This window comes from Caldisericum insulae (assembly GCF_047785965.1).
Classification (GTDB): Bacteria; Caldisericota; Caldisericia; order Caldisericales; family Caldisericaceae; genus Caldisericum; species Caldisericum exile_A.
The window spans coordinates 22,429-45,976 of record NZ_JBLOBF010000009.1 but is presented as its reverse complement, the minus strand read 5'-3'; the positions used below and the strand labels follow the sequence as shown (position 1 = coordinate 45,976).

Sequence of the window (23,548 nt, the reverse complement as noted above, 5' to 3'; positions counted from 1 at the left end):
ATCAAATTTTCCAAAAAATCCAAAATATGCAAAAATAAACGTGTTTTTCTGGATTTATCAAAGCAATTTTTAAGGTTATTGCTATTTAACTTACTTCCTTGGGTTAAAATTTTCTTATTGACTTTATTTAAACTTTTGCTATATTTAATTAGTTAGGCTTAATTTTTTAGAGAAAAATTTAAATTAGGAGGTTGAGATATGCGTACCACATTTAACCCACACAATAAGCATATTAAAAGGAGCCAGGGCTTTAGGGCGAGAATGAAGACAAGAAGTGGAAGAAATGTGCTTTCAAGAAGGAGAGCACACGGAAGGAAGAGACTTATAACGGTATAGTGAAGCTGTGGGAAAGGCTTAACGAAAAAGAGTTTGAGAACGTCTATAAGAGCGGTAAAAAATTTCATGGAAGATTCGTTGTGGTTGTTGCCTCAGATGCGGTTAAAAAGAAAGTTGGATTTGTTGCCTCTAAAAAGATTGGTAAATCGCATGAAAGAAATCGTGCAAAAAGATTGATGAGAGAGGCCTTTTTGAAATTAGAACCAATTTTACCAGAAGATTACAGTTTTGTGCTTATTGCAAAGAATACAATTAAGGGACTTAAAATGCCCGATGTCCTCAACGACCTTGAGGGCATCATTTTTCGTTTTAAGAAAGGTATAGATGCTTCAAAGGAGGCGCATTAAATGAAGAATCTCCTACTTTCGGTTTTGAAGTTTTATAGGAAATACATATCGCCTCTTAAACCACCAACCTGTAGATTTACCCCTACTTGTTCTGAATACGCAATAGAGGCAATAGAAAAGTATGGTGCAAAAAAAGGCGGATTTTTAGCGATAAAGAGAGTTTTAAGGTGTAATCCCTTCTTCCCTGGAGGGAATGACCCTGTTCCTTGAGGAGGATATGATGAAGAAGATTTTGTTTGTATTTGGTTTTGTGCTTTTGCTTTCAGTATTTTTAACAGGTTGTGCAACAAGCCCTTTTCCTAAAACAACTGAGCCTGGAGTAATTGTCCAGGTAGTAGCAACGGGAAGACCTCTGGAAAATATTCCTGTGGGCTTGAGAGTCGTAAATAACACACCTGATCCAATTCTTGATGTTACAGTTAAACTTGTTTCAATTAATGGAAATGAGGATCTTAAGCCTTTTGAACTATGGAAATCTACAAGAGAACTTTCTATAAAGGATGTTTCTAAGACAAGTGTAATTGATGCAGGAAAAGATGCTACATTTACTTTCTACATCACAAGTTATACGGAAATTGAGCCTAAACCTTACCCCATAAAATTTGCGGTAACTTATAAAGATGCAAATGGAAAAATCACAACGATCGATAAGGAAGCAGTGATAAACGTTGTTCCTGTAGGTGGATTATACAAGGCAATGCGCTTTATAATTGAGGCAATTAATAAGGTAACAAAGAATTATGGGTTTGCAATTATTGTCCTTACAATTCTTATAAAACTCATTACTCATCCTTTGACGCGATATCAGTTCAAATCTACGGCAAAGCTCCAGGAAATACAGCCAGAGCTAAAAAAGATTCAGGAAAAATACAAAGATAATCCCCAAAAGCAGCAACAGGAGATAGTAAAACTATACAAAGAAAAAGGCGTAAATATGTATGGAGGGTGTTTGCCAGTTCTTATACAGTGGCCACTCCTCATTATCCTGTATGGAGCGCTTATGAACTATGCGCCCTTCAATAACGTAAGATTCCTTTGGCTTTCTAACTTGAATGTGCCCGATAAATACTATATTCTTCCTGCACTTGTATTTCTTTCAATGTTCTTACAATCAAAAACTTCTCAATTACCTGGCACTGAAATGGATCCAAATACGAAGATGTTTATGTACTTCTTGCCCATTATATTTGCAGTGTGGGCTGTAAGTTGGCCTCCGTCAGTATTGCTTTACTGGATAACCTTCTCGCTTGTTGCAACATTTGAACAGTATCTCATCATAAGGTCTCTTGAAAACTTTAAAAAGATGGCTTCAGAGGAACCGAAAGAGGTTATTAAGAAAGAAAAAAAGGAGAAGTAGTATGAGTGATTTTGTTGTTGAATTTGTTAAAAATATTTTTGAGAAACTGGGAGAATCTCCCCAAATTGAAGCAGGAAAAAAATTTGGTGGCTATTATGTGAATGTGAGGAATCTATCAGATAAAGGTCATTACATTGGCTATGATGGCACGGTTTTGAGGGCAATCCAATTTATAGTAAATGTTTATGCTCATAAGGTTGATAAAAACTTTCCAACAGTCATTCTCGATATCGATGGCTATAAGGGTAAGCAATACGAAAGGTTAAAGACTATTGCAATTGAAGCAGCGTTGAAGGCAAAAAGACTTCGAGAACCTGTGGAATTGCGTCCTATGTCAGCACAGGCAAGGCGTATAATACACCTTACTCTTAAAAATTATCCTGATATTTGGACTCACAGTGTTGGGAAAGAGCCAAGAAGACGCGTTATTGTAGACATTAAAAAGTGAGCGATACAATTGTTGCAATTTCTACTCCTCGTGGTTTTGGAGGAATTGGTGTTATTAGGCTTTCAGGCGATAAGGCGCTTGAATTAGCAGAGAAGATTTTTAATAAAAGGATTGAGATGCCCCGTTATGCATACTACGGGGCTATTTCTATTGAAGGAACACCAATTGATACGGGGATTGTGATTTATTACAAAAAACCTCATTCGTACACTGGTGAAGATGTTGTTGAAATTTCAATGCATGGTGGGATAAAGAATCTTGAGATGGTTTTAAACTACCTTATTTCCCTTGGTGCGCGTCTTGCTGAAAAGGGGGAATTTACCCGAAGAGCAGTTGAAAACGGCAAAATGGATATATTTGAAGCAAATGCAGTTATTGAACTTATTGAGGCAAAAACCGAAAAAGGCGTGCTTCTTGCTTCTTCAAGACTTTTTGGTAAATTAAGTAAGGCTGTTATGAGCATAAGAAACAAGATCCTTGAGGTTAATTCTCATATAGAAGCAACCATTGATTTTCCTATGGATGTTGAAGAAATACCAGAAGAAACTTTAAGGCAATCGCTTCATGAAATAAGGGAAAGTATTGAAAAACTTCTTTCTACATATAAAGATTCAAGAGTTGTTATTGACGGTGTCCGCATTGCGATTGTTGGGAAGCCCAATGTTGGGAAATCGACACTTCTTAATGCGCTTCTTAAATTTGAGCGTGCAATTGTTTCTGAAATCCCTGGAACAACAAGAGATACAATTGAAGAGATGATAAACTTCTATGGCTTTCCTGTTAAAATTATTGATACCGCAGGGATAAGGGAATCAGAGGATATCATAGAAAAAATGGGCGTTGAAAGAAGTAAACATGCCATAGAAACAAGCGATTTAATTCTCTTTGTGTTTGACGCATCAACTCCACTTCAAGAAGATGACCTTGAACTTGTAAGGTTTACAGAAGGAAAAATGCGTATAATTGTCCTCAATAAAAGTGATCTTCCAAAGGCTCTCACAAAGGAGGAGCTTTCGAAACTTTTCCCAAATGAGCCTATCATAGAGATATCTGCACTATTAAGGGAGGGAATTGATGAAGTTGAAGGTGAAATAAAGAATAAACTATTGAATATTGATGTTGATTCAATACTTGTTTCAAATAAGGTTGAGCATGATTTACTTTCTAAGGCGCTAACACATGTGAATAATGCAATTAAGAATCTTGAGACAGGAACACTTGATCTTGTTTCAGAGGAGTTAAGGGAAGCAATCGAAACATTAAGTGATGTAAGTGGAGAAAATATAGGCGAGAATGTTTTAAATGCAATATTTGAAAGATTTTGCATTGGCAAGTAGTATTTGAAAAAAGAGCTTTTAATGTAATAATATTGTATGGTGCTTTTATACCTAAAGGAGGTTAAAGATGCAAGAGGTAATTGAAAGAGCCCTTTTCCAAGCAAAGAAGTTAGGTGCAACCTATGCAGATGTGAGGCTCATTGAAAGGGAAGAAGAAGATATAACTGTCTCAAATGGTAAAGTTGAGGGAGTTAAGAAGCGGCTCACAAAAGGATTTGGTGTGCGGGTTATTGTGAATGGTGCGTGGGGATTTTTTTCTTCTTATAATGTAACACCCGAGGAAGGGGAACGTGTTGCAACAGTTGCTGTCGAAATTGCAAAGGCATCAGCGATGACTAAAATTGAAGATGCACGTCTTGCCCCAATTGAAATTTATCAGGATAAGGTTCATGAGCCTATAAAAATTGATCCATTTTCAATTCCACTTAACAAGAAAATAGATTTTATGCTTTCGCTTGATAAATTAATGGAAATGCCTGGAATTGTTGTAAGGTCATCTTTGATGCATTTTTCGAAAGAATTAAAGACTTTTGCATCTTTAGAAGGTGCATTTATTGAGCAGGAGCGTATTGTAAGTGGTGGTGGATTGCAGGCAATTGCAACCGATGGAAGAGAAATACAAACAAGGAGTTATCCAGCATCTTTTGGTGGTGATTATGCTCGGAAGGGATACGAGTTTATTGAGGAAATGAAGTTGGAGGAAAATGCAGAACGTATTGCAAAAGAAGCACTTGCTCTTCTTAAAGCAAAACCTGCCCCAAGTGGAGTTATGGATCTTGTTATTGGGCCTTACCAAATGGCACTGCAACTGCACGAATCTGTGGGGCATCCAACGGAACTCGATAGAGTTCTTGGAGAAGAAGCCTCATTTGCAGGTACATCATTTCTAACACCTGAAAAACTGGGAAATTTCCAATTTGGTTCAAAATACGTTAATATTGTTGCTGATGCAACTTTGGATTATGCCTTAGGAGGGTTTGCCTACGACGATGAAGGGGTTAAAGCAAAGAAAATCTATCTTGTAAAAGAAGGGCTATTTGTAGGATACTTGAATTCTCGTGAAACTGCATTTAGGTTAGGTCTTGAACCAATGGGTGCAATGAGAGCAGATGGATGGAATAGACAGCCAATAATAAGGATGACAAGTATTAATCTTGAGCCAGGTAATTTCACTTTGGAAGAGCTTATTGGAGGTGTTGATAATGGTCTTCTTATTGATGTAAATAAATCTTGGAGTATTGACCAAAAGAGATTAAACTTCCAGTTTGGTACTGAAATTGGTTATGAAATAAAGAATGGAAAGATTCAGGATATGGTGAAGAACCCAAGCTATTCAGGCATAACATATGAATTCTGGAGAAACCTTGATGGTGTTGGAAACGAGAGTTATTACCACGTTTTAGGTTTGCCGAATTGTGGCAAAGGGGAGCCAATGCAAGTTATGGAAGTAAGCCATGGCTCAAGTTATGCAAGGTTTAGAAATGTTAAAGTGGGGGTAAGACATGAATAAGGAGAGAATCTTAGAAATTTTGAATTATGTTGTTAAAAATACACAAGCTGATGAAGTGGAAGCAGTTTTAATGGGTGGAGAAACATATCTAACTGGTTTTGCGAATAACTATATCCATAGAAATGTTGGAGAAGAAAGTTATGAACTTAATGTAAGGGTTGTACTTGGAAAAAAGATTGGTGCATCTTCTACATCAAACTTAAGCGATGAAGCGATAAACGGCGCAATTCTAAATGCAATAAATATTGCGAAACTTCAAAAGGAAAATCCTGATTTTGTAAGTTTACCTAAAAATTACCCTGGTGATAATGAATTTATTTTTGTTTCCGAGATTCCAGATGCCGAAACCCGTGCAAGCATTGTTAAAAAACTTGTTGATGCATCCAAAAAGTATGGTTTTACTTCTTCTGGTAAATTTGAAACTGAAAGATTCCAACTTGCCGTTAAGAATTCGTTGGGTGTTGAAAGGTATATGGAAAGAACCGCTTCAACTTTGAAAAATATTGTGATGACAGACACTTCTTCAGGATTTTCTGAGGTTAGCAAAAAAGATTTTAGAGAAATAGCTATAGATAACGTTCTTGAAGAAAGTCTTGAAGTTGCAAGAATGGCGCAAAATCCTATTGCAATAGAGCCCGGAAAATATGATGTAATACTTTCTCCATATGCGGTTCATGAATTTTTGTCATCTATGAAATACCTTTCTCTGAGCGCAAAGAATGTTGAGGAAGGGACAAGCTTTATGAAGGGTCATTTTGGAGAGAAGATGTTTCCGGATTTAATAACTCTTTTTGATGACGGCAAATCAGATGAAACATTGAAAATGGGTTTTGATTTCGAAGGTGTTCCAAAAAAGAAGGTCTATTTTGTAAAAGAGGGAGTAATAACTGATGTTATTTATGATTCATTTTACGCCTATAAGGAAGGGAAAGAACCTACAGGGCACTCACTTCCTCAACCTAACTCACTTCACGCATATCCAATGAATTTCTTTGTTGGGAGTGGCACTTCTTCTTTAGATGAGATGATTGCTAATGTGGAGCGTGGTTTATATGTGCAGAGATTTTGGTATACAAATCCTATGGAGCCTGTAACTCTTCTCATAACTGGTATGACTCGAGATGGACTTTTCCTCATTGAAAATGGTAAGATTACAAAACCAGTAAAACATATGCGATTTACAGAAAGTGTTCTTAATGCGTTTAAAAATTGCTTGGAAATTTCGAACGTTTCAAAGATAATATATGAAGATGGTGCAGTTACAACTGCTCCTTATATGAGAATAAAGGACTTCAATTTTACAAGTGCAACTGAATTTTAGGAATAGGAGGTAAAAGATGAAAAGAATTGGTATCGTATGTGATGGTGGCGATGCACCAGGCATTAATACCGCAATTCGCGCAATTGCAAGAGCAAGTTTCGAGAAGGAATATGAAGTTTTAGGCTTCATAGACGGATTTCATGGCCTTATTGAAAACGATGTAAAAATTATTACTAAATCTTCTGTTTCAGGAATACTTGCCCTGGGAGGAAGCATTCTTGGCATTTCACGATTTAATCCTTATAGGGATCCAAAGTATGTTGAGGCAATAAGAGAGAACTTCAAAAAGAATTCTTTAACCTTGCTTGTATTTATTGGCGATAGGGATACTGTTACTATTGCAAAGAGGCTTGCAGATGATGGTATTCCATCAATTGTAATTCCAAAAACTATTGATAACGATGTTTATGGAACTGACTATTCTGTTGGATTTGATACGGCAGTTTCTATGATTGCCCAATCTCTTGACAATCTTCACGCAACAGCATCTGCTCACCATAGACTTATGGTTGTTGAAACTATGGGAAGAGAGACTGGATGGCTTGCACTATTCGGCGGCCTTGCAGGTGGTGCAGATTATATTGTAATTCCTGAAGTGCCATTTACTATTGAGGATATTGCAGCACATGTTGACAAGAGGAAAAAAGAAGGAAAGAATTTCTCAATCGTAGTTGTAGCAGAGGGTGTGGTATTACCAGATGAAGATAAGAGTAAATTTGAATTTGACGAATTTGGTCATAAAGTTAACGCAAAGAGAATGGTTGGATACAGGCTTGCATCAAAGCTTGAAGAGCTTACGCATCTTAAATCGAGAGTTATGGTCTTAGGGTATTTACAGAGAGGTGGAATCCCTACAAATACTGATAGGATTCTTGCAACAAGGCTTGGAGTTGAAGCTGTGAATCTTGTTGGGCTTGGAACTTCAAATGTTGTGCTTGGAGTAAAGAACGGTGAAATTATAACAACAGCCTATGAAGATGCTTACGACAAGATCCATACTGCTGATACGAAATATTACGAACTTGCAAGAATATTCTTCTAACCATGCTTGAGGGATCTTTAAGGGATTTTTCGCTTGATGATTTGCTTCAAATGATTTCTCTTGGTGGAAAGACAGGAGAGCTCCACCTTGAGGGGTCTACTCCTTTTGGAAAGAAAAAGGGTATTATATACTTTGAAAATGGAGAAGTTAAGGATGCTGAAACTGAAGAGTCCCGAGGTGAGGTTGCAATTGTTGAACTTCTTAACATTAAGGAAGGCTCTTTTAAGTTTGTACCAAATGATACTTTGCATGTGAAACGCTCCATTACAAAATCTATTCCTGACCTTGTGCTTCTTGCGACGTCAAAACTTGACGAGTGGAATAAAGTTAAATCAAGAGTCGCTTCGGTTGACTCTGTCTTCAAGATGGTAACAGACGAAATACCTGAAGAAATTCATCTATCTCAAACTGATTGGAAGGTTTTGATGCTTCTTCAAAAAGGACTAACTGTAAGAGAGGCAGCCTTAAAACTAAATATGACTGTTTTTGATGTTGCAAAGATTGCCTATGGGCTTTCAGCACTGAAGATTATAAAGGAAGTTGGGCAAAAGAATCCAGAAACGCAAGAAGTTAAAAAGAAAGCGCCTCCAAAAAACTTTATTTTGAGGCTTATTGATCGAATAAGGGGGCTTTGATGAGGCACTATAAAATAGTTGTAACAGGTCCATTTGCTGCAGGAAAAACAACATTTATAAAAACAATAACCGAGATTTCTCCAATTGTAACGGAAGCGCCAACAACTCGTGATGAAGAAGCACAAGTTAAGGACTCAACAACTGTTGCAATGGATTTTGGGCGCATTACTGTTGATGATGATTATGTTCTTCACATCTTCGGGACCCCTGGTCAATTCAGATTTAACTACATGTGGAGTATTCTTTCGAAAGATGCACTTGGTGTAATTCTTCTCGTTGATTCTGGTGATAGAAGTATGATTGAAGAGGCTAAAGATATGCTTAACTTTTTTAGAGTCAAAACGGATGCTCCTATTGTTGTTGCCCTAAATCACTTTAACGAAAAAGAGCATATAAGTGAAGACGAGTTAAAATCAATAATGAATATTCCTGACTCAATTCCTGTTGTTGGATGCGATGCAACAAATAAGGAAAGTGTAAAAAATGTACTTTTGAAATTGCTTGAACTTATACTTGAAAATGATGTTTCGTGAGATCTTACTTAATTTGAAATTTTCCGATTTTTTATATAATATAAACGTAAATTAATTCCCAAAAAGGGAAGGAGGTTGAGGTATGAAAAAGTTATTGGTAGTAATGTTGGCGATGGTGCTTGTTGTATCCCTTTTTGCAGGGTGCAAACCGGCATCGAAGAAGCTTGATCTCTCAGGAAGGAAATTTAAGATTGGTCTTGTAACAGATGTTGGTGGACGTGGCGACAGGTCCTTCAACGATTCTGCTCTCCGTGGACTTGAAACATGGGCAGCAAAGGTGAAGTATGTTGAAGGTGGTGGTTATGAAGCATTGACTGACGAAGAGTACAAGGCAAGTATTCCAGATGATCTTAAGGACAAAAACATTGTTCCTCTTGATGTTGAACCAATCGTACTTGAATCAAAGGCAAAGGAAGATTACATCCCTAACATTCAGACACTTGTTGAACAAAAGCATGTTGATCTTGTTATTGGCGTTGGATTTATGCTTGCAGGTGCAATTGGTGAATCAGCGCAGAAGTATCCTAATACAAAGTTTATGCTTATTGACTCAACCCCAGTTGATGCGAATGGAAATCCAGTAAATCCTCCAAATGTCGTTGGATATCTTTTTAAGGAACAAGAGTGTGGATTCCTTGTTGGAGCAATTGCAGGTTATGCAACAAAAGCAAATAAGGTTGGTTACATTGGTGGAAAGTCAATTCCTCCTGTTTTAAGGTATGAAGCAGGGTTTAGAGCAGGTGTAAAAACTACCAATCCAAATGCAGAGGTTATAGGGCAATATACAGACTCATTTACAGATGCAGCCCTTGGAAAGAGTGCAGCACAATCGCAGATGGCACTTGGCGCTGATGTTCTCTTCCATGCAGCAGGTGCAACCGGAAACGGAATGTTCCAGGCAATTTGTGAAAAAGGTGCTCCTTATTGGGGAATTGGTGTAGATGTTGATATGGGGCTTGATCCAAACCCTTTGCCCAGATAGAACTCTTACATCTGCACTAAAACATGTTGATTATGCAACATACGAAGCAATTAAGTCAATTGTCGATGGCACATTCAAGGGTGGAGTGGTAGTTCTTTCCCTTAAGGACGGCGGTGTTGGTTATGCACCGGACCATGTTAAGGACGTTCTTTCTGCTGATCAAATTGCAAAGATTGAGAATCTAAGGAAGATGATAATTGACGGTAAGTTTACCGTTCCAGAAGATCCTAACGCTGTGAAAAGTTGGACTCCTCCAACAGGATTTTAGTATCTTAAAGTAAGTATTATGGGCAGGTTTGTCATTTGCCTGCCCTCATTTTTTATATATGGAGGCTAAATGTGGAGGCACTAAGGGTAGAGAATATTGTTAAGCGTTTTCCAAATGTACTTGCAAATGATAATGTGAGCCTATCAATTGAAAAAGGTGAGATTTTTGCAATTGTTGGTGAAAATGGCGCTGGTAAATCAACTTTAATGAAGATTGTCTACGGATTATACCTTCCAGATTCAGGAAGTATCTATGTATTTGGTAAAAAGGCAAATATTAAAGACTCAAGAGATGCAATAAGTCTAAGGATAGGTATGGTTCATCAGGAATTTATGCTTATCCCGAAATTTACAGTAACAGAAAACGTTGTTTTAGGGGATGAACCGAGAAAATATGGTTTTGTGTTTGATTACAATGGAGCAGTAAAAGAGGTTAAGGAACTTTCTGAACGTTTTGCGCTTGTTGTTGATCCAACTGAGAAAGTAGAAAACCTTCCCGTTGGAATTCAACAGAGAGTTGAAATTCTGAAAATTTTAAGACGTGGTGCAGAAATTCTCATTTTTGACGAGCCTACTGCAGTTTTAACGCCAGAAGAGACAGAAGAACTTTTCAAGACATTAAGAAAGTTAAAGGAATCGGGAAAAACTATCATTTTTATATCGCATAAATTAAATGAGGTAATGGAAATTGCAGATAGAATTGCAGTAATGCGAAGGGGGAGAGTCCAGGGTGTTGTAAAGAAAGAGAATACAAACGAAAAGGAACTTGCAAGGATGATGGTTGGACGTGAGGTTGTTCTTGAAATAGAAAGAGTCCCTGCAAAGCCAGGAAATGTTGTGTTTGAGGTTAAAGAGCTTACAGTTAAAAATCCAAGAGGAGTAATCGGTTTGAAAGATGTGAGTTTCAAAGTTAATGAAGGTGAAATTGTAGCAATCGCAGGTGTCGAGGGAAACGGACAAGCAGAACTTGTAAATACAATTCTTGGATTTTATAAACCCCTTAAGGGTTCCATAAGCATTAATGGAGAAGAGATGAAGCTTGTAACTCCGTATGAAGTAAGGAAAAAAGGTTTAGCATACATAACAGAAGATAGAAAAAGGAGAGGTCTAATCTTGCAGTACCGTGCAAGAGAAAACATAATTTTAGGTAGTCACACTCTATATCCTTTCTCAAATAAAGGTATCTTAAACGATACAGCAATTGATGAATATACCACAAGAAAACTTCAAGAGTTTGATGTGCGTCCTCCTGAACCTTATATGAAGGCTCAAAACTTTTCTGGAGGAAACCAGCAAAAAATTATTTTGGCAAGAGAACTTTCAATGAAGCATAAGTTTTTACTTGCATCTCAACCAACACGCGGACTTGATGTTGGTGCAATGGAGTTCGTTTATAGATGGCTCATCGAGGAAAAGAAAAGGGGAATTGGCATACTTTTGATATCTTTGGAATTATCAGAGGTTATGGGTCTTGCTGATAGGATTCTTGTTCTATTCAAAGGCGAAATTGTCGGTGAAACAACCCCAGAAGAGACTACTGAAGAAGAACTTGGTGAAATGATGCTTGGACTTAAAAGGAAGGTGCTCCAATGAAAGAGGTTTTTCAAAGAGTTTTTATTCACAGACGTGAAGAAAACTGGTGGATGAATATACTTGTTCCAATTACTTCCATTATTATTGCTCTCATTGTTGGTGCTATTTTTATTGCATCCACTGGGCGTGATCCAATTCTTGCATATAAATTGATGTTTGGTGCATCTGGTCTTATTCCCGGTCCATATTTTAAGACCCCCTTTGCTGAAATGTTACTTTACACTGCACTTTTTGTTTCAACAGGACTTGCCTTTGCACTTCCAGCTCGAGCAGGGCTTTTCTCAATTGGCGCAGAGGGACAGTTTATAGTTGGAGCAATTACAGCGGCATTTTTTGGCTACTGGAAACCCCTTTATAATTTACCATCTATAATTCACATTCCAATAATTCTTGTTATGGTAATGATTGCAGGTGGTATCTGGGGGCTTATTGCAGGTTATATTAAGGCAAAGAAGGGTATAAACGAAACCATTGTAACTATTATGCTAAACTGGATTGCTTTTCATCTTATTGAGGGTTGGCTTGTTACAGGTCCTATGGCCGCTGATGTTGCAACAAATGTTTCAGGGACACCATATGTTTCTCCTTCCGCAAGACTTCCCATAATTTTATCTGGCACAAGGCTCAATATTAGCATCCTTATTATGCTTTTTGTAATATATCTTTCATGGTTTTTACTCTATAGAACAGTGTTTGGATACGAAATAAGGGCTATGGGATACACGGCCATAACGAATATGGAAGCACCAAAGATTGGCGGTATTAACACGGAAAGAAGGATTATGCAAATCATGTTTATGGGGGGAGCAATTGCCGCATTAGGTGGTTCTTTTGATGTTTTAGGCTCTTCGGGTCAATTCCCTCCTGTTTTTGGGGGGGGTTACGGCTTTGATGGAATTGCAGTTGCTCTTATTGGTGGAAATGAACCTGTTGGTATTTTGTTTTCTTCTATACTCATAGGTGCTCTCAGAACTGGTGCAACAGCTGTGCAACTTGCTCGAATCCCTAAAACATTCCCGACAATCATTGAAGGTTTAATTGTTGCATTTATCGCACTTGAAGAACTCATAAGATTCCTATTAACAAAGCTTCTTATAAGGAAAAAGGAAGGTGTAGCATGAATTGGATTTTTTTAATTAATCAATCTTTTGCACAGATGCTTGAATTTGCTGCGCCAATTTTGTTTGCAGCATTGGGTGGAGTTGTTTCAGAAAATGCAGGTGTAGTAAATATTGCTTTAGAAGGAATCATGCGATTTGCAGCATTCTTTGGTGTTTGGGGTGCGTTTGTCTCAAGGAGTCCATGGGTTGGATTACTTTGGGGAATTGGAATTGGTGCATTACTTGGTGCTTTCCATGCATACATTACGGTAAAATGGGCAGGTGATCAAATTGTGTCTGGTGTTGCAATAAACGTTGTTGCGGCAGGCGGTATCAGATATTTCCTTGAATGGATTTTCAAGACTACTGGTTATTCACCAACTGTTCCATATTTTGGCGACCCTAAATACCTTATAAACCTCAAGTTTCTTGAAAATATTCCAATCTTTGGTGCATTTGCCCATCTTCACATATTTATTTGGCTTTCTCTTATCCTTGTTTTTGCATTGCATTTCCTTCTTTACCATACAGTTTTGGGTTTGAGGATTCGTTCTGTAGGTGAATATCCCCTTGCAGCAGAAACACTGGGTGTTAATGTTATGAGAATAAAGTGGTTTGCAGTTATTCTAGGGAGTATAATTGCAGCACTTGGTGGTGTTGCCCTATCGCTTGGGACAATGTCATCATTTGTTGAGACAGGAATGGCAGCAGGTAAGGGATTCATTGGACTTGCAGCAATGATTTTTGGTAAATGGACTCCAATTGGTGCAATGTGGGCAACTTTTCTTTTTGCTTCTGCACAGGTTTTACAATTTTTACTACAGGCAGTTGCAAAGGGAATTGCAGCAAAAATACCGGTTGGGTTCTACCTTGCGCTACCATACATTCTTACAATAGGTGCCTTAATTGGTGTTGTTGGAAAGGCAGTTGCACCTGCAGCAGACGGTGTTCCTTACAAGAAAGAAAGTTAGCACTTGTTAGGCTCTTCGTAACATTTAATTCTAAAAAAGGCGAAGAGCCTATTTTTATAAATTTACTTATCCATTTTTTGCATGGCATCTTTTTCTGGGCCTTCTTTTAGATACTTCTCTGGATCTTGTTTAAATTTCTCTAAACAATGAGCACTGCAGAAATAGTAAGTTTTCCCTTTGTATTCAAAGGTTCCGAAGGCTTTTTCCTCTTTTACAATCATTCCGCAAACTGGATCTAAGTGCTTCATAACACCCTCCTAAAATTTAAGACTATTTAATCTTAAAGAGTTTGTTATTACGTTTATAGAACTCAAGGCCATTGCAATTTCTGCAATAACGGGGTGTAACAACCCTAAACTAGCAATAGGTATAGCTATGATGTTATAAAATAACGCCCAAAATAGATTCTGCTTTATCTTTGCAAAGATTTGTTTTGATAGTATTATTGCTTTGACAACGTTTTCTATATTTCCTTTTACAAGTATTATATCTCCTGACTCAATCGCAATATCTGTTCCAGTACCCATTGCTATTCCAACATTGGCTTGTTTTAATGCAGGTGCATCATTTACTCCGTCTCCTACAAATACAACAATCTTACCAAGATTTTCCGCTTTTTTGACAATTTCAAGTTTATCTTTGGGATGAACTTCGGCATAGAAGTTTTCTATTCCAGGTTCCTTAGCAACTTTTGAAGCTGCAATTTTATTATCCCCTGTTATCATAATAATTTCGAATCCCATTTCTTTAAGTTTATTTAATGTTGATTTTGCAGTTTCTTTGATGGTATCTTCAATTCCAAAAATTCCTACAATTTCATTTTCTTTAAATAACCCTATTACAGTTTCTCCTTTTTGTTCAAAGGTTTTGAGAGCGCTTAATATATTTTTATCGGCAATTTCGCTACTTGAAACTTTTTTTGCAGTAAATGTTGTGCCATTAATTTTTGCGGAAACACCCAAACCACTTATTTCCTTAAAGTCTTCTACTTGGTATTGTTTTTTAGTTTTGACTTCTTGGAATGCCTTTGCAACTGGATGATTAGAGAATCTTTCAATTGCGGCAATTATGTCCTCACATTCTTCATCCAATTTAAACATATGAGAGATTTTAGGTTTTCCATATGTTAAAGTACCTGTTTTGTCAAATATGATTGTATTTACATCCTTCATCTTTTGGATGGCTTCGCCATTTCTAATTAAGATTCCATTTTTTGCTCCAATACCACTACCAACCATAAGAGCAATAGGAGTTGCAAGTCCAAGAGCGCAAGGGCATGCAATCACAAGTGTTGCAACCGAGGCAAAAATTGCAGCACTCAATTTATTGAGCCCAGGATTTATCCATGGAAATATATGCGAAAAACTCATCGATATCTGCTTTAGGGTTTGAGGAATTATAAACCAGATTACAAATGTAAATATCGCTATTGCAACAACAGCTGGCACAAAAAATGCAACAATTTTATCAGCAAATGCTTGTATTGGAATTTTGCTTCCTTGAGCTAGGGATATAAGCTTTGCCAAAAATGTATCATTTCCAACTTTAGTTACTTTTACTTTAATAAATCCATTTTCGTTAATTGTTCCACCTATTACTTCGTCACCGGGTTTTTTATCCACAGGTAAGTACTCTCCTGTTACCATTGATTCATCAACTGAAGTATTTCCTTCAATAATGATTCCATCAGTAGGTATCTTTTCAAATGGTCTTATCACCATTACATCGTCAACATCTAATTCGTTAATATTAGTTTCAACCTCCATGCCATCGACGATAATGCGTGCTTTTTGGGGACTAATGTCAAGGAGACCTTTTATTGCCTTAGAAGCATTCCCTTTGGCCAGTTCCTCCAAATATTTGCCAAGCAGATGGAAAAACATTATCATTGCTCCTACATATGAGAAATCAGCAATGTTAAGGCCAAAAGTTTTTAATATACCAGTAAGAAATGATGCTACAGTACCGAGGAAAATTAAAAGATCCATATTTGTAGCTCCGTGTATAAGACCCTTGAGAGCTCTTTTTTGTACTTCAAATCCTATGCCAAAAATCATAATTCCCGAAAGAATCAAATTGATATATGTGAATGATGAAAACTTTAGGATGTTCGTCATATCTAAAATCATTAAAACTACTATGGGAATAATCGTTATAGTAGCTACGATTATCCTTGTCTTTGATCTATTAAAATCTGAATTTTGTTGGTCAATTTCCTCGTTTAATGAATAGCCGATTCTTTCCACATTTTTGAGAACTTCTTCAAATTTTGTTTTTGTGGGGTCGTATATGATGGTTGCTTTATTTGTTGCAATATTTACATTCACATCAATAATTCCGTCGGATTTTTCAATAGCTTTTTTGACGTTCACGGCACATGAGGCACAATGCATGCCTTTAACATCAAGAGTTTTAGTCTTTATCATTTTAATCCTTCCCCTTCGATAGATATTCAATTATAGTTTCGAGTTCCTTTATCTTTTCGTCTAAATTTCCGTCTTTTGTTGCATTTTTAACACATGTTTCCATATGCCTTTTTAAAATTTCTAAGTTTGCCTTTTTTAAAATTGAAATGAGGGCAAGGATTTGTTTTGATATATCAATACAATATCTATCTTCTTCTATCATCTTTTCAATTCCTGAAAGGTGTCCCTTAGCAATTTTTATGAGTTTTAAGGTGTCTTTATGCTTAGGTGTTAAAGAAATAATGTTGTCTTCAGTTTTTGTATCGCAAATGTGCTTATTTTTCATATCCTTGCCCTCCTTGTGATTAATCTAATAATTCTCTTTTCTTCTTTTCGAATTCCTCTTCGGTAATTTTTCCTTCTGCATAGAGTCTTTTCAAAATCTGCAGAGCTTCGTCGTCATGATAGTAACAGGTGTGCCTGTGTCTTCTTAAGCCAAACAAGGTTCCTCTTACAAGAAGAATTATAAGTGCAATAAAGAAAACCCATACAAGAATCATAAAAATTATGCCGAATCCACCGAAGAATGCTGGGTAACCCCAATAAGGGTTTCCAAACCAAAACCAATGCATCATTTCTATCGCCTCCTCTTCCACCCCTATAGGGGGGGGATCTACATATATTATAATACAATTTACAAAATACGCAATATTAAAATTTTTTAAAAAGGATAAAAAATTAAACAAGCTTGTCTAAAAAGAATTCGTTTGTTAATTTTGTAGTGAAAACTATTTAATAGCCTATTTAATGTACGATGCCATCTGGAAGACTGGTAAGTAAAGTCCTATGAGAGTTCCTCCGATTAAGCCACCAACGCCAACCATCATTATCGGGTTAATAAGTGCAGAGATATTATTAATAAGATAATTAACTTCTTCGTTATAGAATTCTGCAACTTTTCTCAACATTTTGTCAAGGCTTCCACTTTCTTCACCAATTGCAGTCATATCATAAACCATTGGAGTAAACATTCCACTTTTTTCAAGTGCAGAAGATAATGCTTCTCCCTTTTTTATTGCATCAATGATTCCATCAATTTTTTCTGCAATGATCACATTATCTATAACGCCTCTTACTGTTTGCAAACAGTCAATAATAGGAATACCAGCAGAGAAAAGTGTTGCAAGCGTATCTGAAAATCTTGCCATTGAAGACTTTAAAGTTAATTCAGAAATTAAAGGTAATTTAAGTTTTAACGCATCGACTGTCCTTCTCCCCTCAGGGGTTTTTACCCATCTTCTAAATGCAATTATTGCGATGACTATGATAGCGACAATTACCCAAATATAATGGATAAGGAAATTAGCAAAAGCAAAAATCATCTTTGTAATTGCAGGAAGTGGTGCACCTAATTCCGTAAGAAATCCTTCAAATGTGGGTATTACAAAAATAAATAGTCCTACTACTATAAGAATTGCAAAGCCCAGTACAGCGACAGGATAGGTCATTGCACCCCTTATTTTGTTTCTTGTTTCGTAGTCCCTTTGTAAGAAAGTACTCATTGTAATAAGCGCTTGTCCTAAATTACCTGAGGTTTCACCTGCTTGTACCATGCTTATATAGAGCGGAGAGAAAACTTGTGGAAATTTTTTCAACGCCATTGAAAGTTGGTTTCCTTTTTTAACTTCTTCACTTAAATCTTTTATAATTTGTACCAATTTTGGGTTTGATGTCTGTTTTTCTAAGACTGCAAGCGCTCTTGAGATTGAAAGTCCTGCATTAAGCATAGTACCGAACTGGTTTGTAAAAATGGAAAGATCTCTTACGCTTACTCCTTGAAAGGGTGAAAGAAAGCCTCCTTCAGTTCTTTTTCCACCTAAAGATAAACTTCTTAGTTCTTTTATGTATATAATACGATATCCTTTGCTTCTCAAAGTTTCTGCAACATCTTGAACACTATTTCCCTCTAAGCGCCCAATTAATGCACCACCTGATGCTGTAATTACTTTGTACTCAAATTGTGGCATACTGTATCATCACCTTTCCATTAAGTGAATAAAGTTTTCTTTATTAAATGCGTATCTTAAGCCATCTTCGTAGGTTATATCACCTCTTAACACAAGTTCCTTAAGCGATTGTTCCATTGTTTGCATGCCAACATTTGATGAAGTTTGGATAATTGATGGAATCATATGTGTTTTGCCTTCCCTTATCAGGTTTCTTACCGCAGGTGTTGCAATTAGAACTTCTGTTGCAAGGACAAGTCCTTTTTTGTCTTTTCTCTGAACGAGTTGCTGCGAGAATACTGCAAGAAGAACTGATGAAAGCTGCATCTTTACCTGTTCCTGTTGGTGGGGTGGAAAAACGTCAACAATTCTATCAACAGATTGCGATGCTGAATTTGTGTGTAAGGTTGCAAAAACCAAATGTCCTGTTTCTGCTGCAGTTAAAGCTGTTGCAATAGTATCAAGATCTCTCATTTCTCCCACAAGGATAACATCAGGATCTTCACGAAGCGCTGCACGCAGTGCCGACGGAAACGACAATGTATCAGTACCTAATTCTCTCTGCACGACTACTGATCTTTTGTGTCTGAAAAGATATTCTATTGGATCTTCGATTGTAACAATATGTTTTGAGTGTTTCGTGTTTATCTCGTCAATCATTGCTGCAAGTGTTGTTGACTTTCCGTGTCCTGTTGGTCCTGTTACAAGCACAAAACCTCTCTCTTCTTCAATTATTTGGTGAGCAATCTTTGGGACTCCAAGAGAATCAAGAGGCGGTATATCAAAAGGTATTCTTCTAAATGCAGCAGATACTGTTCCTCTTTGCATAAATACATTAACCCTAAATCGTGCAAGACCTTTAAGTCCATAAGAAAAGTCATACTCAAGTTTTTCTTTAAATAGTTCTTTTTGCTTATCTGTCATTATTGAATACATCATTTCCGCAGTATCTTCAGGTGTAAGCGGATCTGCTTCAAGATACACAAGCTCTTTGTTTATCCTTAAGACAGGAGGTAAACCAACTGTTAAATGCACATCTGATGCTTTATGTTCTGCTGCAAGTGTTAAAATCTCATTAATACTTATCATTCTGCAACCTCCAAAGTTGAGACAACTCTCATAACCTCTTCAAGTGTTGTAATGCCTTCAGCTGCCTTCATTAAGGCATCATCAAGAAGTGTCTTCATACCCAATCTTTTCGCTTCTGCAAGGATTTCCTTAGATGATGCTCTCTTAAGAATAAGTCTTTGAATCTCAGGTGTTATTGGTAAAATTTCAGAAATTGAAATTCTTCCTTTGTAGCCAGTATTGTTGCAAAAATCGCAACCTGTTCCTTTATAGAAATTAACTCCTTCGTGAACCTCAAAGCCAAGATGCTCAAGCACATCTTTTGATGGAATAAAAGATTCTTTGCACTTAGGACATATCTTTCTTACAAGACGCTGCGCCGTTGCACCAATCAAAGATGAAGCAACCAAAAATGGTTCTATACCCATATCAATAAGACGCGTTGGAATTGATGCTGAATCATTTGTGTGTATCGTTGATAGAACTAAGTGTCCTGTTAGTGCGGCTTCAATTGCTATTTGTGCTGTTTCTTTATCACGAATTTCTCCTATAAGAATGATGTTTGGGTCCTGACGTAAAATTGAACGAAGAGCGTTTGCAAAAGTGAGACCTGCCTTTTCGTTTACCTGAACTTGGTTTATTCCTTTTAATTGGTATTCAACTGGGTCTTCAACTGTTATTATATTTTTTGTGGGTGTATTTAATCGGTTAAGGATTGAATAAAGTGTCGTTGTTTTTCCCGATCCTGTAGGACCCGAAATAAGAATCATGCCATAAGGTTGGGTAATAATTTTTTCAAATTTTTTAAGATTCTCCTCTGAAAATCCCAGCTGTTCAAGTGGTTTAATTGCAGATGTTTTATCAAGGATACGCAAAACAATCTTTTCCCCAAAGATTGAAGGAAGTGATGAGACACGAAAATCAACAGGTCGTCCTTCAAACTTAAGTGAAATACGTCCATCCTGTGGGATTCTACGTTCTGCGATGTCCATGTTTGAGATGATCTTAAATCTTGCAATAACTCCTGCTTGAATCTTCTTTGGGAGTCTTTGCTTTTCGTGTAAAATGCCGTCAATTCTATAACGCACCCTTACAGAATCTTCCATTGGCTCTACGTGAATATCTGATGCACCTTCAACAATTGCCTGAGATATGATACTATTAACAAGCCTTACAACAGGTGCGTCTTCACCGAGCATTCTTAATCGTGAAAGGTCGTTTTCCTCAACAGTTTCAACAACTTCAACATCTGTAAATTCCTCTTCTGCCTTTTTGACTACGTTTTCAAGTTCATAGTACTTTTCTATTGTTTGAATTATTGCACTTTTTGGTGTTACATAGAATTTAACATTTGTTCCATAAACTGCTCTCACATAATCAACTGTATCAATATTTGTGGGATCTGATATTGCAACATGGTATACTGGTCCCTCTTTTTTGAATACAAAAAAACCAAAGGATTTTGCCTTTTCAGGGTCTGTATATTTAAGGACTTCTTTCTCAACTGGATATTTTGTAAGATCAACAAAATCAAATCCCCACTGCTCAGCAAGAAGTTGAGCTTGCTGCACTTCATCGATAACGCCGTTATCCATTAAGATCTTAAGAAGGGGCTCTTTTGTGACATTTTGGACAGAAAGATATTTTTCAAGTGTCTCACGATTTATAATTCCTTTTTTTATGAGTATTTCACCTATTTTTTCTCCTCCTTGCGAGATCATCTCTCTTCACCTCTTATATCTATAATTTTTCCTTCAGAGGGCAAAATCTCTAAGAGTAGTTTTGCATCTTTGTAATCCCCCATTTTGAGAAGTTCAGTAAGTGCCTTCCTTGCACTGATTACATCACCTAAATTCTTCTTCATAACTGCATATCGGTAGAGTAATTCTTTTTTAACTTCAGGTATTCCGTCTTCGCTTAAACCTAATTCGAGCTGTTTTAAAGCAAAGTTGTGAAGCATTGTCCTTTCAAAGCAAATACTTAACATAAGCCTCATTAGAGGTTTATTCCTATTAGATCTAATTACAAACTGGAAGTAGGCAATTGATTCTTCGTATCTTTCAGTAAAGAAATAAAGGAATCCTATTATGAAGTGATATGTTGGGTCAAATGGATTTTTGTTCTTTAAATTGTTATATTTTTCAACGACGGGTTCGATTATGTTTGCATAAGAGGCACTTGGTGGGAATTTTTCAAGGAAAGATAGAATCTCTTTTTCATCTCCCTTTTCCACAGCGTAGATGAATGTTTTAGCAAGGGCGTTTGCATTCAATGGGTCTTTTTTGAGGATTTCAAGGTTAATTTCATATGAGGCATTAGAGAGACCTGCAATTTCAAAATAATTTGCAAGTTTTATAAGTGTGTCTATGTCAAAGTCTTTAAACCTTTCCTTTAAGCTATCGTAAACGAGTTCCGCATATTGCACTGCATTATGAGAAATGATTTTGTCTACCATTAAAAGCACAACATCATTCTTACCAATGCGTTTTGCAAGTTCAAGATGTTTTGCATAATAAAGGGGCTTATTTATATTAAGATCTATTATCACATTAGATAATTCAAAGGCCTTCAACGGGTCGTTTTCAAGTTCAATGTATTCATATATAGATTGAGCAATAATTTCCGCCTCTTCTGGAAGTTTCAAATCCTTTAAAATTTTTGCGCCTTTAAGATAATCATCAAGGGAAAGCTTATGCACGGAGTGTGCTTTTATAAGCCACTTAATGCTTTCAATTTTGTCGTTTGATAGGCTATAAAGTTCATAAGTTCTGTGGAGGTATTTAAATTTTATAAATTCGTCAATCTTTTTTGAGCTGATGAATTTTGATACCTTGGAAAGGATACTTAAGTTATCTTTTACATAATCAAAGAAATCCTCAAGATTTCTGCTAAGCTTTTCGTCGCTAAATTGTTTAAGTATTTCAAACGCATCATTTATATTTCCAAGTTCGATGTATGTATTGAAAATACGGTTTAAGATGTTTTCGTCTTGTGGAATAAGTTCCTTTAAAGAAAGCAAGGCTTCAAGTCTTGCTTTGGGATCAATACTATTTGAAGCGCTCCTTAAATAGAATATTGCTTCTTTTGTGCGTCCTTTATCAAGGAGGATTTTTGAAATTTTCTTTGCAACAGAAACATTTGTTGGGTCAATGAGGAGTATTTTTTCGTAGATCTCAATTGCTGTGTCTATGTCCTTACCTTCGAAGTCAAGCGCAAGTGTCTCAAGGATTTTTACGCCTTCCTTAATATTTCCATGCTCAATGTGAGTAAGTGCCTCAATATACTCGGGTATATTTTCAAGATTTATCCTCTGAGGCTTTGATATTGTGGTTTTTTCAGAAATTACTTCACTTTTTGTGATTTCAGGTTTTTGGTCTTCTTTTCTTTCTTCCGTCTTTTCTTCAATTACTAATTTCTCATTCAAATCCTTGATTTTATCTTCTGTTAATTCTTCTTTAATATTTTCTTTTATAGATTCTTTAACAGGAGTTTGTGCAACTTTATTGAAAGTTTCATTAGTTGCAATTGTAGGTTTTTCTTCAAAAGCACGCTCTTCTAACTTTTCTTCCTTTCTCAATATTTTTTGCTCAACATTTTCGTTATTTCTATTTAAAGCTCTTAGCATACGCTCAATTTCATCAATTTTCTTCTTTGCATATTCATTGTCAGGATCCAATACTGACAGAGCCTTAAAGTATTCAAGAGCTTTTTCAAAATCAGAACTATTGTAAAGGATATCACCTGCAAGTTTAATGAGTTCTTTGTCTTTTTCTTTTTGAAGTACTCTATCTATTAGTTTTAATGCGTTTGGATAGTGTCCTATGGAAGTATAAATTTTTATAATCTCTCTCATTTGGTTTGTGTTGAGTTTGTATCTTAAGTCGATCATTTTTAGAAGTTGCACTGCCTCTGAAGTTTTAGAAAGGTCAATTTTAAGTCTTGCAAGTTCTATGGAGTTTTCAATTACCTTATCTACTTCGTTTATTTCGATATATAGCGCTATGATTTTTTCCAAAGCAAGTTCAAGACAGTCTTTTTTGTCGATTTTATTTTCGTGAAGAAGTTCAATTAGGGTTTTTAAAATGAGAATTGCATCATCAAAATTTCCTAAATCTTCGTAGTTTGAGGAGTTTTTAATGGCATAATCGCAGGCTCCCTTTGTGTCCCCCTTTTGGATTAAATTTTGTAAATCTCTTCTAAAATCCTTCTTTCCAAATAATGCGCTCATTTTGGTCTCCCTTTAGATACATTATAGATTAATTTTATTCAAATGCAATATGTAGAAAAAAT

General features: G+C 36.4%; 24 protein-coding genes. 16 read left to right on the top strand and 8 right to left on the bottom strand.

Annotation, left to right across the window (positions count from 1 at the left end):
* Nucleotides 1-198: 198 nt before the first annotated feature.
* The 16 genes from rpmH (at nucleotide 199) to ACMV0E_RS06230 (ending at nucleotide 13,779) form a co-directional block, all read left to right on the top strand.
* A complete protein-coding gene (gene rpmH / locus ACMV0E_RS06305; protein WP_416085535.1) occupies nucleotides 199-336 on the top strand; it encodes a 50S ribosomal protein L34 in 138 nt (45 codons plus the stop codon).
* The gene (rnpA, locus tag ACMV0E_RS06300; protein WP_416085534.1) at nucleotides 336-683 is read left to right on the top strand and encodes a ribonuclease P protein component; all 348 of its coding nucleotides are present in this window, start codon (nucleotides 336-338) and stop codon (nucleotides 681-683) included. Before rpmH ends, rnpA begins: the two co-directional genes overlap by 1 nt.
* Nucleotides 684-893, top strand: coding sequence for a membrane protein insertion efficiency factor YidD (yidD, locus tag ACMV0E_RS06295; RefSeq protein ID WP_416085533.1), 210 nt, complete (start codon nucleotides 684-686; stop codon nucleotides 891-893). It abuts the gene before it with no gap.
* A gap of 10 nt (nucleotides 894-903) precedes the next feature.
* Nucleotides 904-2,040, top strand: a complete 1,137-nt coding sequence (yidC, locus tag ACMV0E_RS06290; protein WP_416085532.1) for a membrane protein insertase YidC — start codon at nucleotides 904-906, stop codon at nucleotides 2,038-2,040.
* A gap of 1 nt (nucleotide 2,041) precedes the next feature.
* Nucleotides 2,042-2,488 (top strand): Jag family protein, encoded by a 447-nt coding sequence (locus ACMV0E_RS06285; protein ID WP_416085531.1) that lies wholly within the window; start codon nucleotides 2,042-2,044, stop codon nucleotides 2,486-2,488.
* Nucleotides 2,485-3,825, top strand: coding sequence for a tRNA uridine-5-carboxymethylaminomethyl(34) synthesis GTPase MnmE (mnmE, locus tag ACMV0E_RS06280; protein ID WP_416085530.1), 1,341 nt, complete (start codon nucleotides 2,485-2,487; stop codon nucleotides 3,823-3,825). The genes ACMV0E_RS06285 and mnmE overlap by 4 nt, the downstream gene beginning before the upstream one ends.
* Before the next feature lie 67 nt (nucleotides 3,826-3,892).
* Nucleotides 3,893-5,335: a TldD/PmbA family protein gene (locus tag ACMV0E_RS06275; RefSeq protein ID WP_416085529.1), complete on the top strand. Its 1,443-nt coding sequence runs from the start codon at nucleotides 3,893-3,895 to the stop codon at nucleotides 5,333-5,335.
* The gene (locus ACMV0E_RS06270) at nucleotides 5,328-6,656 is read left to right on the top strand and encodes a TldD/PmbA family protein (RefSeq protein WP_416085528.1); all 1,329 of its coding nucleotides are present in this window, start codon (nucleotides 5,328-5,330) and stop codon (nucleotides 6,654-6,656) included. Before ACMV0E_RS06275 ends, ACMV0E_RS06270 begins: the two co-directional genes overlap by 8 nt.
* A gap of 16 nt (nucleotides 6,657-6,672) precedes the next feature.
* Nucleotides 6,673-7,698: a 6-phosphofructokinase gene (locus ACMV0E_RS06265; protein WP_416085527.1), complete on the top strand. Its 1,026-nt coding sequence runs from the start codon at nucleotides 6,673-6,675 to the stop codon at nucleotides 7,696-7,698.
* A gap of 2 nt (nucleotides 7,699-7,700) precedes the next feature.
* Nucleotides 7,701-8,333, top strand: a complete 633-nt coding sequence (locus ACMV0E_RS06260) for a DUF4388 domain-containing protein (RefSeq protein ID WP_416085526.1) — start codon at nucleotides 7,701-7,703, stop codon at nucleotides 8,331-8,333.
* Complete coding sequence (locus ACMV0E_RS06255) at nucleotides 8,333-8,866, top strand: GTP-binding protein (RefSeq protein WP_416085525.1); 534 nt, start codon at nucleotides 8,333-8,335, stop codon at nucleotides 8,864-8,866. The genes ACMV0E_RS06260 and ACMV0E_RS06255 overlap by 1 nt, the downstream gene beginning before the upstream one ends.
* Before the next feature lie 82 nt (nucleotides 8,867-8,948).
* Nucleotides 8,949-9,848 (top strand): BMP family lipoprotein, encoded by a 900-nt coding sequence (locus tag ACMV0E_RS06250; protein WP_416085524.1) that lies wholly within the window; start codon nucleotides 8,949-8,951, stop codon nucleotides 9,846-9,848.
* Nucleotides 9,823-10,116, top strand: a complete 294-nt coding sequence (locus tag ACMV0E_RS06245) for a BMP family lipoprotein (RefSeq protein WP_416085523.1) — start codon at nucleotides 9,823-9,825, stop codon at nucleotides 10,114-10,116. Before ACMV0E_RS06250 ends, ACMV0E_RS06245 begins: the two co-directional genes overlap by 26 nt.
* Nucleotides 10,117-10,187: 71 nt before the next feature.
* A complete protein-coding gene (locus ACMV0E_RS06240) occupies nucleotides 10,188-11,708 on the top strand; it encodes an ABC transporter ATP-binding protein (protein WP_416085522.1) in 1,521 nt (506 codons plus the stop codon).
* Nucleotides 11,705-12,829, top strand: coding sequence for an ABC transporter permease (locus ACMV0E_RS06235; RefSeq protein ID WP_416085521.1), 1,125 nt, complete (start codon nucleotides 11,705-11,707; stop codon nucleotides 12,827-12,829). The genes ACMV0E_RS06240 and ACMV0E_RS06235 overlap by 4 nt, the downstream gene beginning before the upstream one ends.
* The gene (locus ACMV0E_RS06230; protein WP_416085520.1) at nucleotides 12,826-13,779 is read left to right on the top strand and encodes an ABC transporter permease; all 954 of its coding nucleotides are present in this window, start codon (nucleotides 12,826-12,828) and stop codon (nucleotides 13,777-13,779) included. The genes ACMV0E_RS06235 and ACMV0E_RS06230 overlap by 4 nt, the downstream gene beginning before the upstream one ends.
* A gap of 62 nt (nucleotides 13,780-13,841) precedes the next feature.
* Here the strand turns inward: ACMV0E_RS06230 and ACMV0E_RS06225 are convergent, their stop codons facing one another.
* The 8 genes from ACMV0E_RS06225 to ACMV0E_RS06190 form a co-directional block, all read right to left on the bottom strand.
* Entirely contained in the window at nucleotides 13,842-14,027 is a 186-nt protein-coding gene (locus ACMV0E_RS06225; RefSeq protein ID WP_416085519.1) for a YHS domain-containing protein, read from the bottom strand.
* 9 nt (nucleotides 14,028-14,036) lie between these two features.
* Nucleotides 14,037-16,205, bottom strand: a complete 2,169-nt coding sequence (locus ACMV0E_RS06220) for a heavy metal translocating P-type ATPase (protein ID WP_416085518.1) — start codon at nucleotides 16,203-16,205, stop codon at nucleotides 14,037-14,039.
* A 1-nt stretch (nucleotide 16,206) separates the two neighbouring features.
* Nucleotides 16,207-16,530 carry a metal-sensing transcriptional repressor gene (locus tag ACMV0E_RS06215; protein WP_416085517.1) on the bottom strand — a complete coding sequence of 108 codons (324 nt, stop codon included), beginning with the start codon at nucleotides 16,528-16,530 and terminating at the stop codon, nucleotides 16,207-16,209.
* A gap of 19 nt (nucleotides 16,531-16,549) precedes the next feature.
* On the bottom strand, nucleotides 16,550-16,819 hold the full coding sequence (locus ACMV0E_RS06210) for an SHOCT domain-containing protein (RefSeq protein WP_416085516.1): 270 nt from the start codon (nucleotides 16,817-16,819) through the stop codon (nucleotides 16,550-16,552).
* Between the two features lie 165 nt (nucleotides 16,820-16,984).
* The gene (locus tag ACMV0E_RS06205; protein WP_416085515.1) at nucleotides 16,985-18,211 is read right to left on the bottom strand and encodes a type II secretion system F family protein; all 1,227 of its coding nucleotides are present in this window, start codon (nucleotides 18,209-18,211) and stop codon (nucleotides 16,985-16,987) included.
* A gap of 9 nt (nucleotides 18,212-18,220) precedes the next feature.
* Entirely contained in the window at nucleotides 18,221-19,279 is a 1,059-nt protein-coding gene (locus tag ACMV0E_RS06200; protein ID WP_416085514.1) for a type IV pilus twitching motility protein PilT, read from the bottom strand.
* Entirely contained in the window at nucleotides 19,276-20,979 is a 1,704-nt protein-coding gene (locus ACMV0E_RS06195; RefSeq protein WP_416085513.1) for a GspE/PulE family protein, read from the bottom strand. The genes ACMV0E_RS06200 and ACMV0E_RS06195 overlap by 4 nt, the downstream gene beginning before the upstream one ends.
* Entirely contained in the window at nucleotides 20,976-23,486 is a 2,511-nt protein-coding gene (locus ACMV0E_RS06190) for a tetratricopeptide repeat protein (RefSeq protein WP_416085512.1), read from the bottom strand. The genes ACMV0E_RS06195 and ACMV0E_RS06190 overlap by 4 nt, the downstream gene beginning before the upstream one ends.
* Between the last annotated feature and the right edge of the window lie 62 nt (nucleotides 23,487-23,548).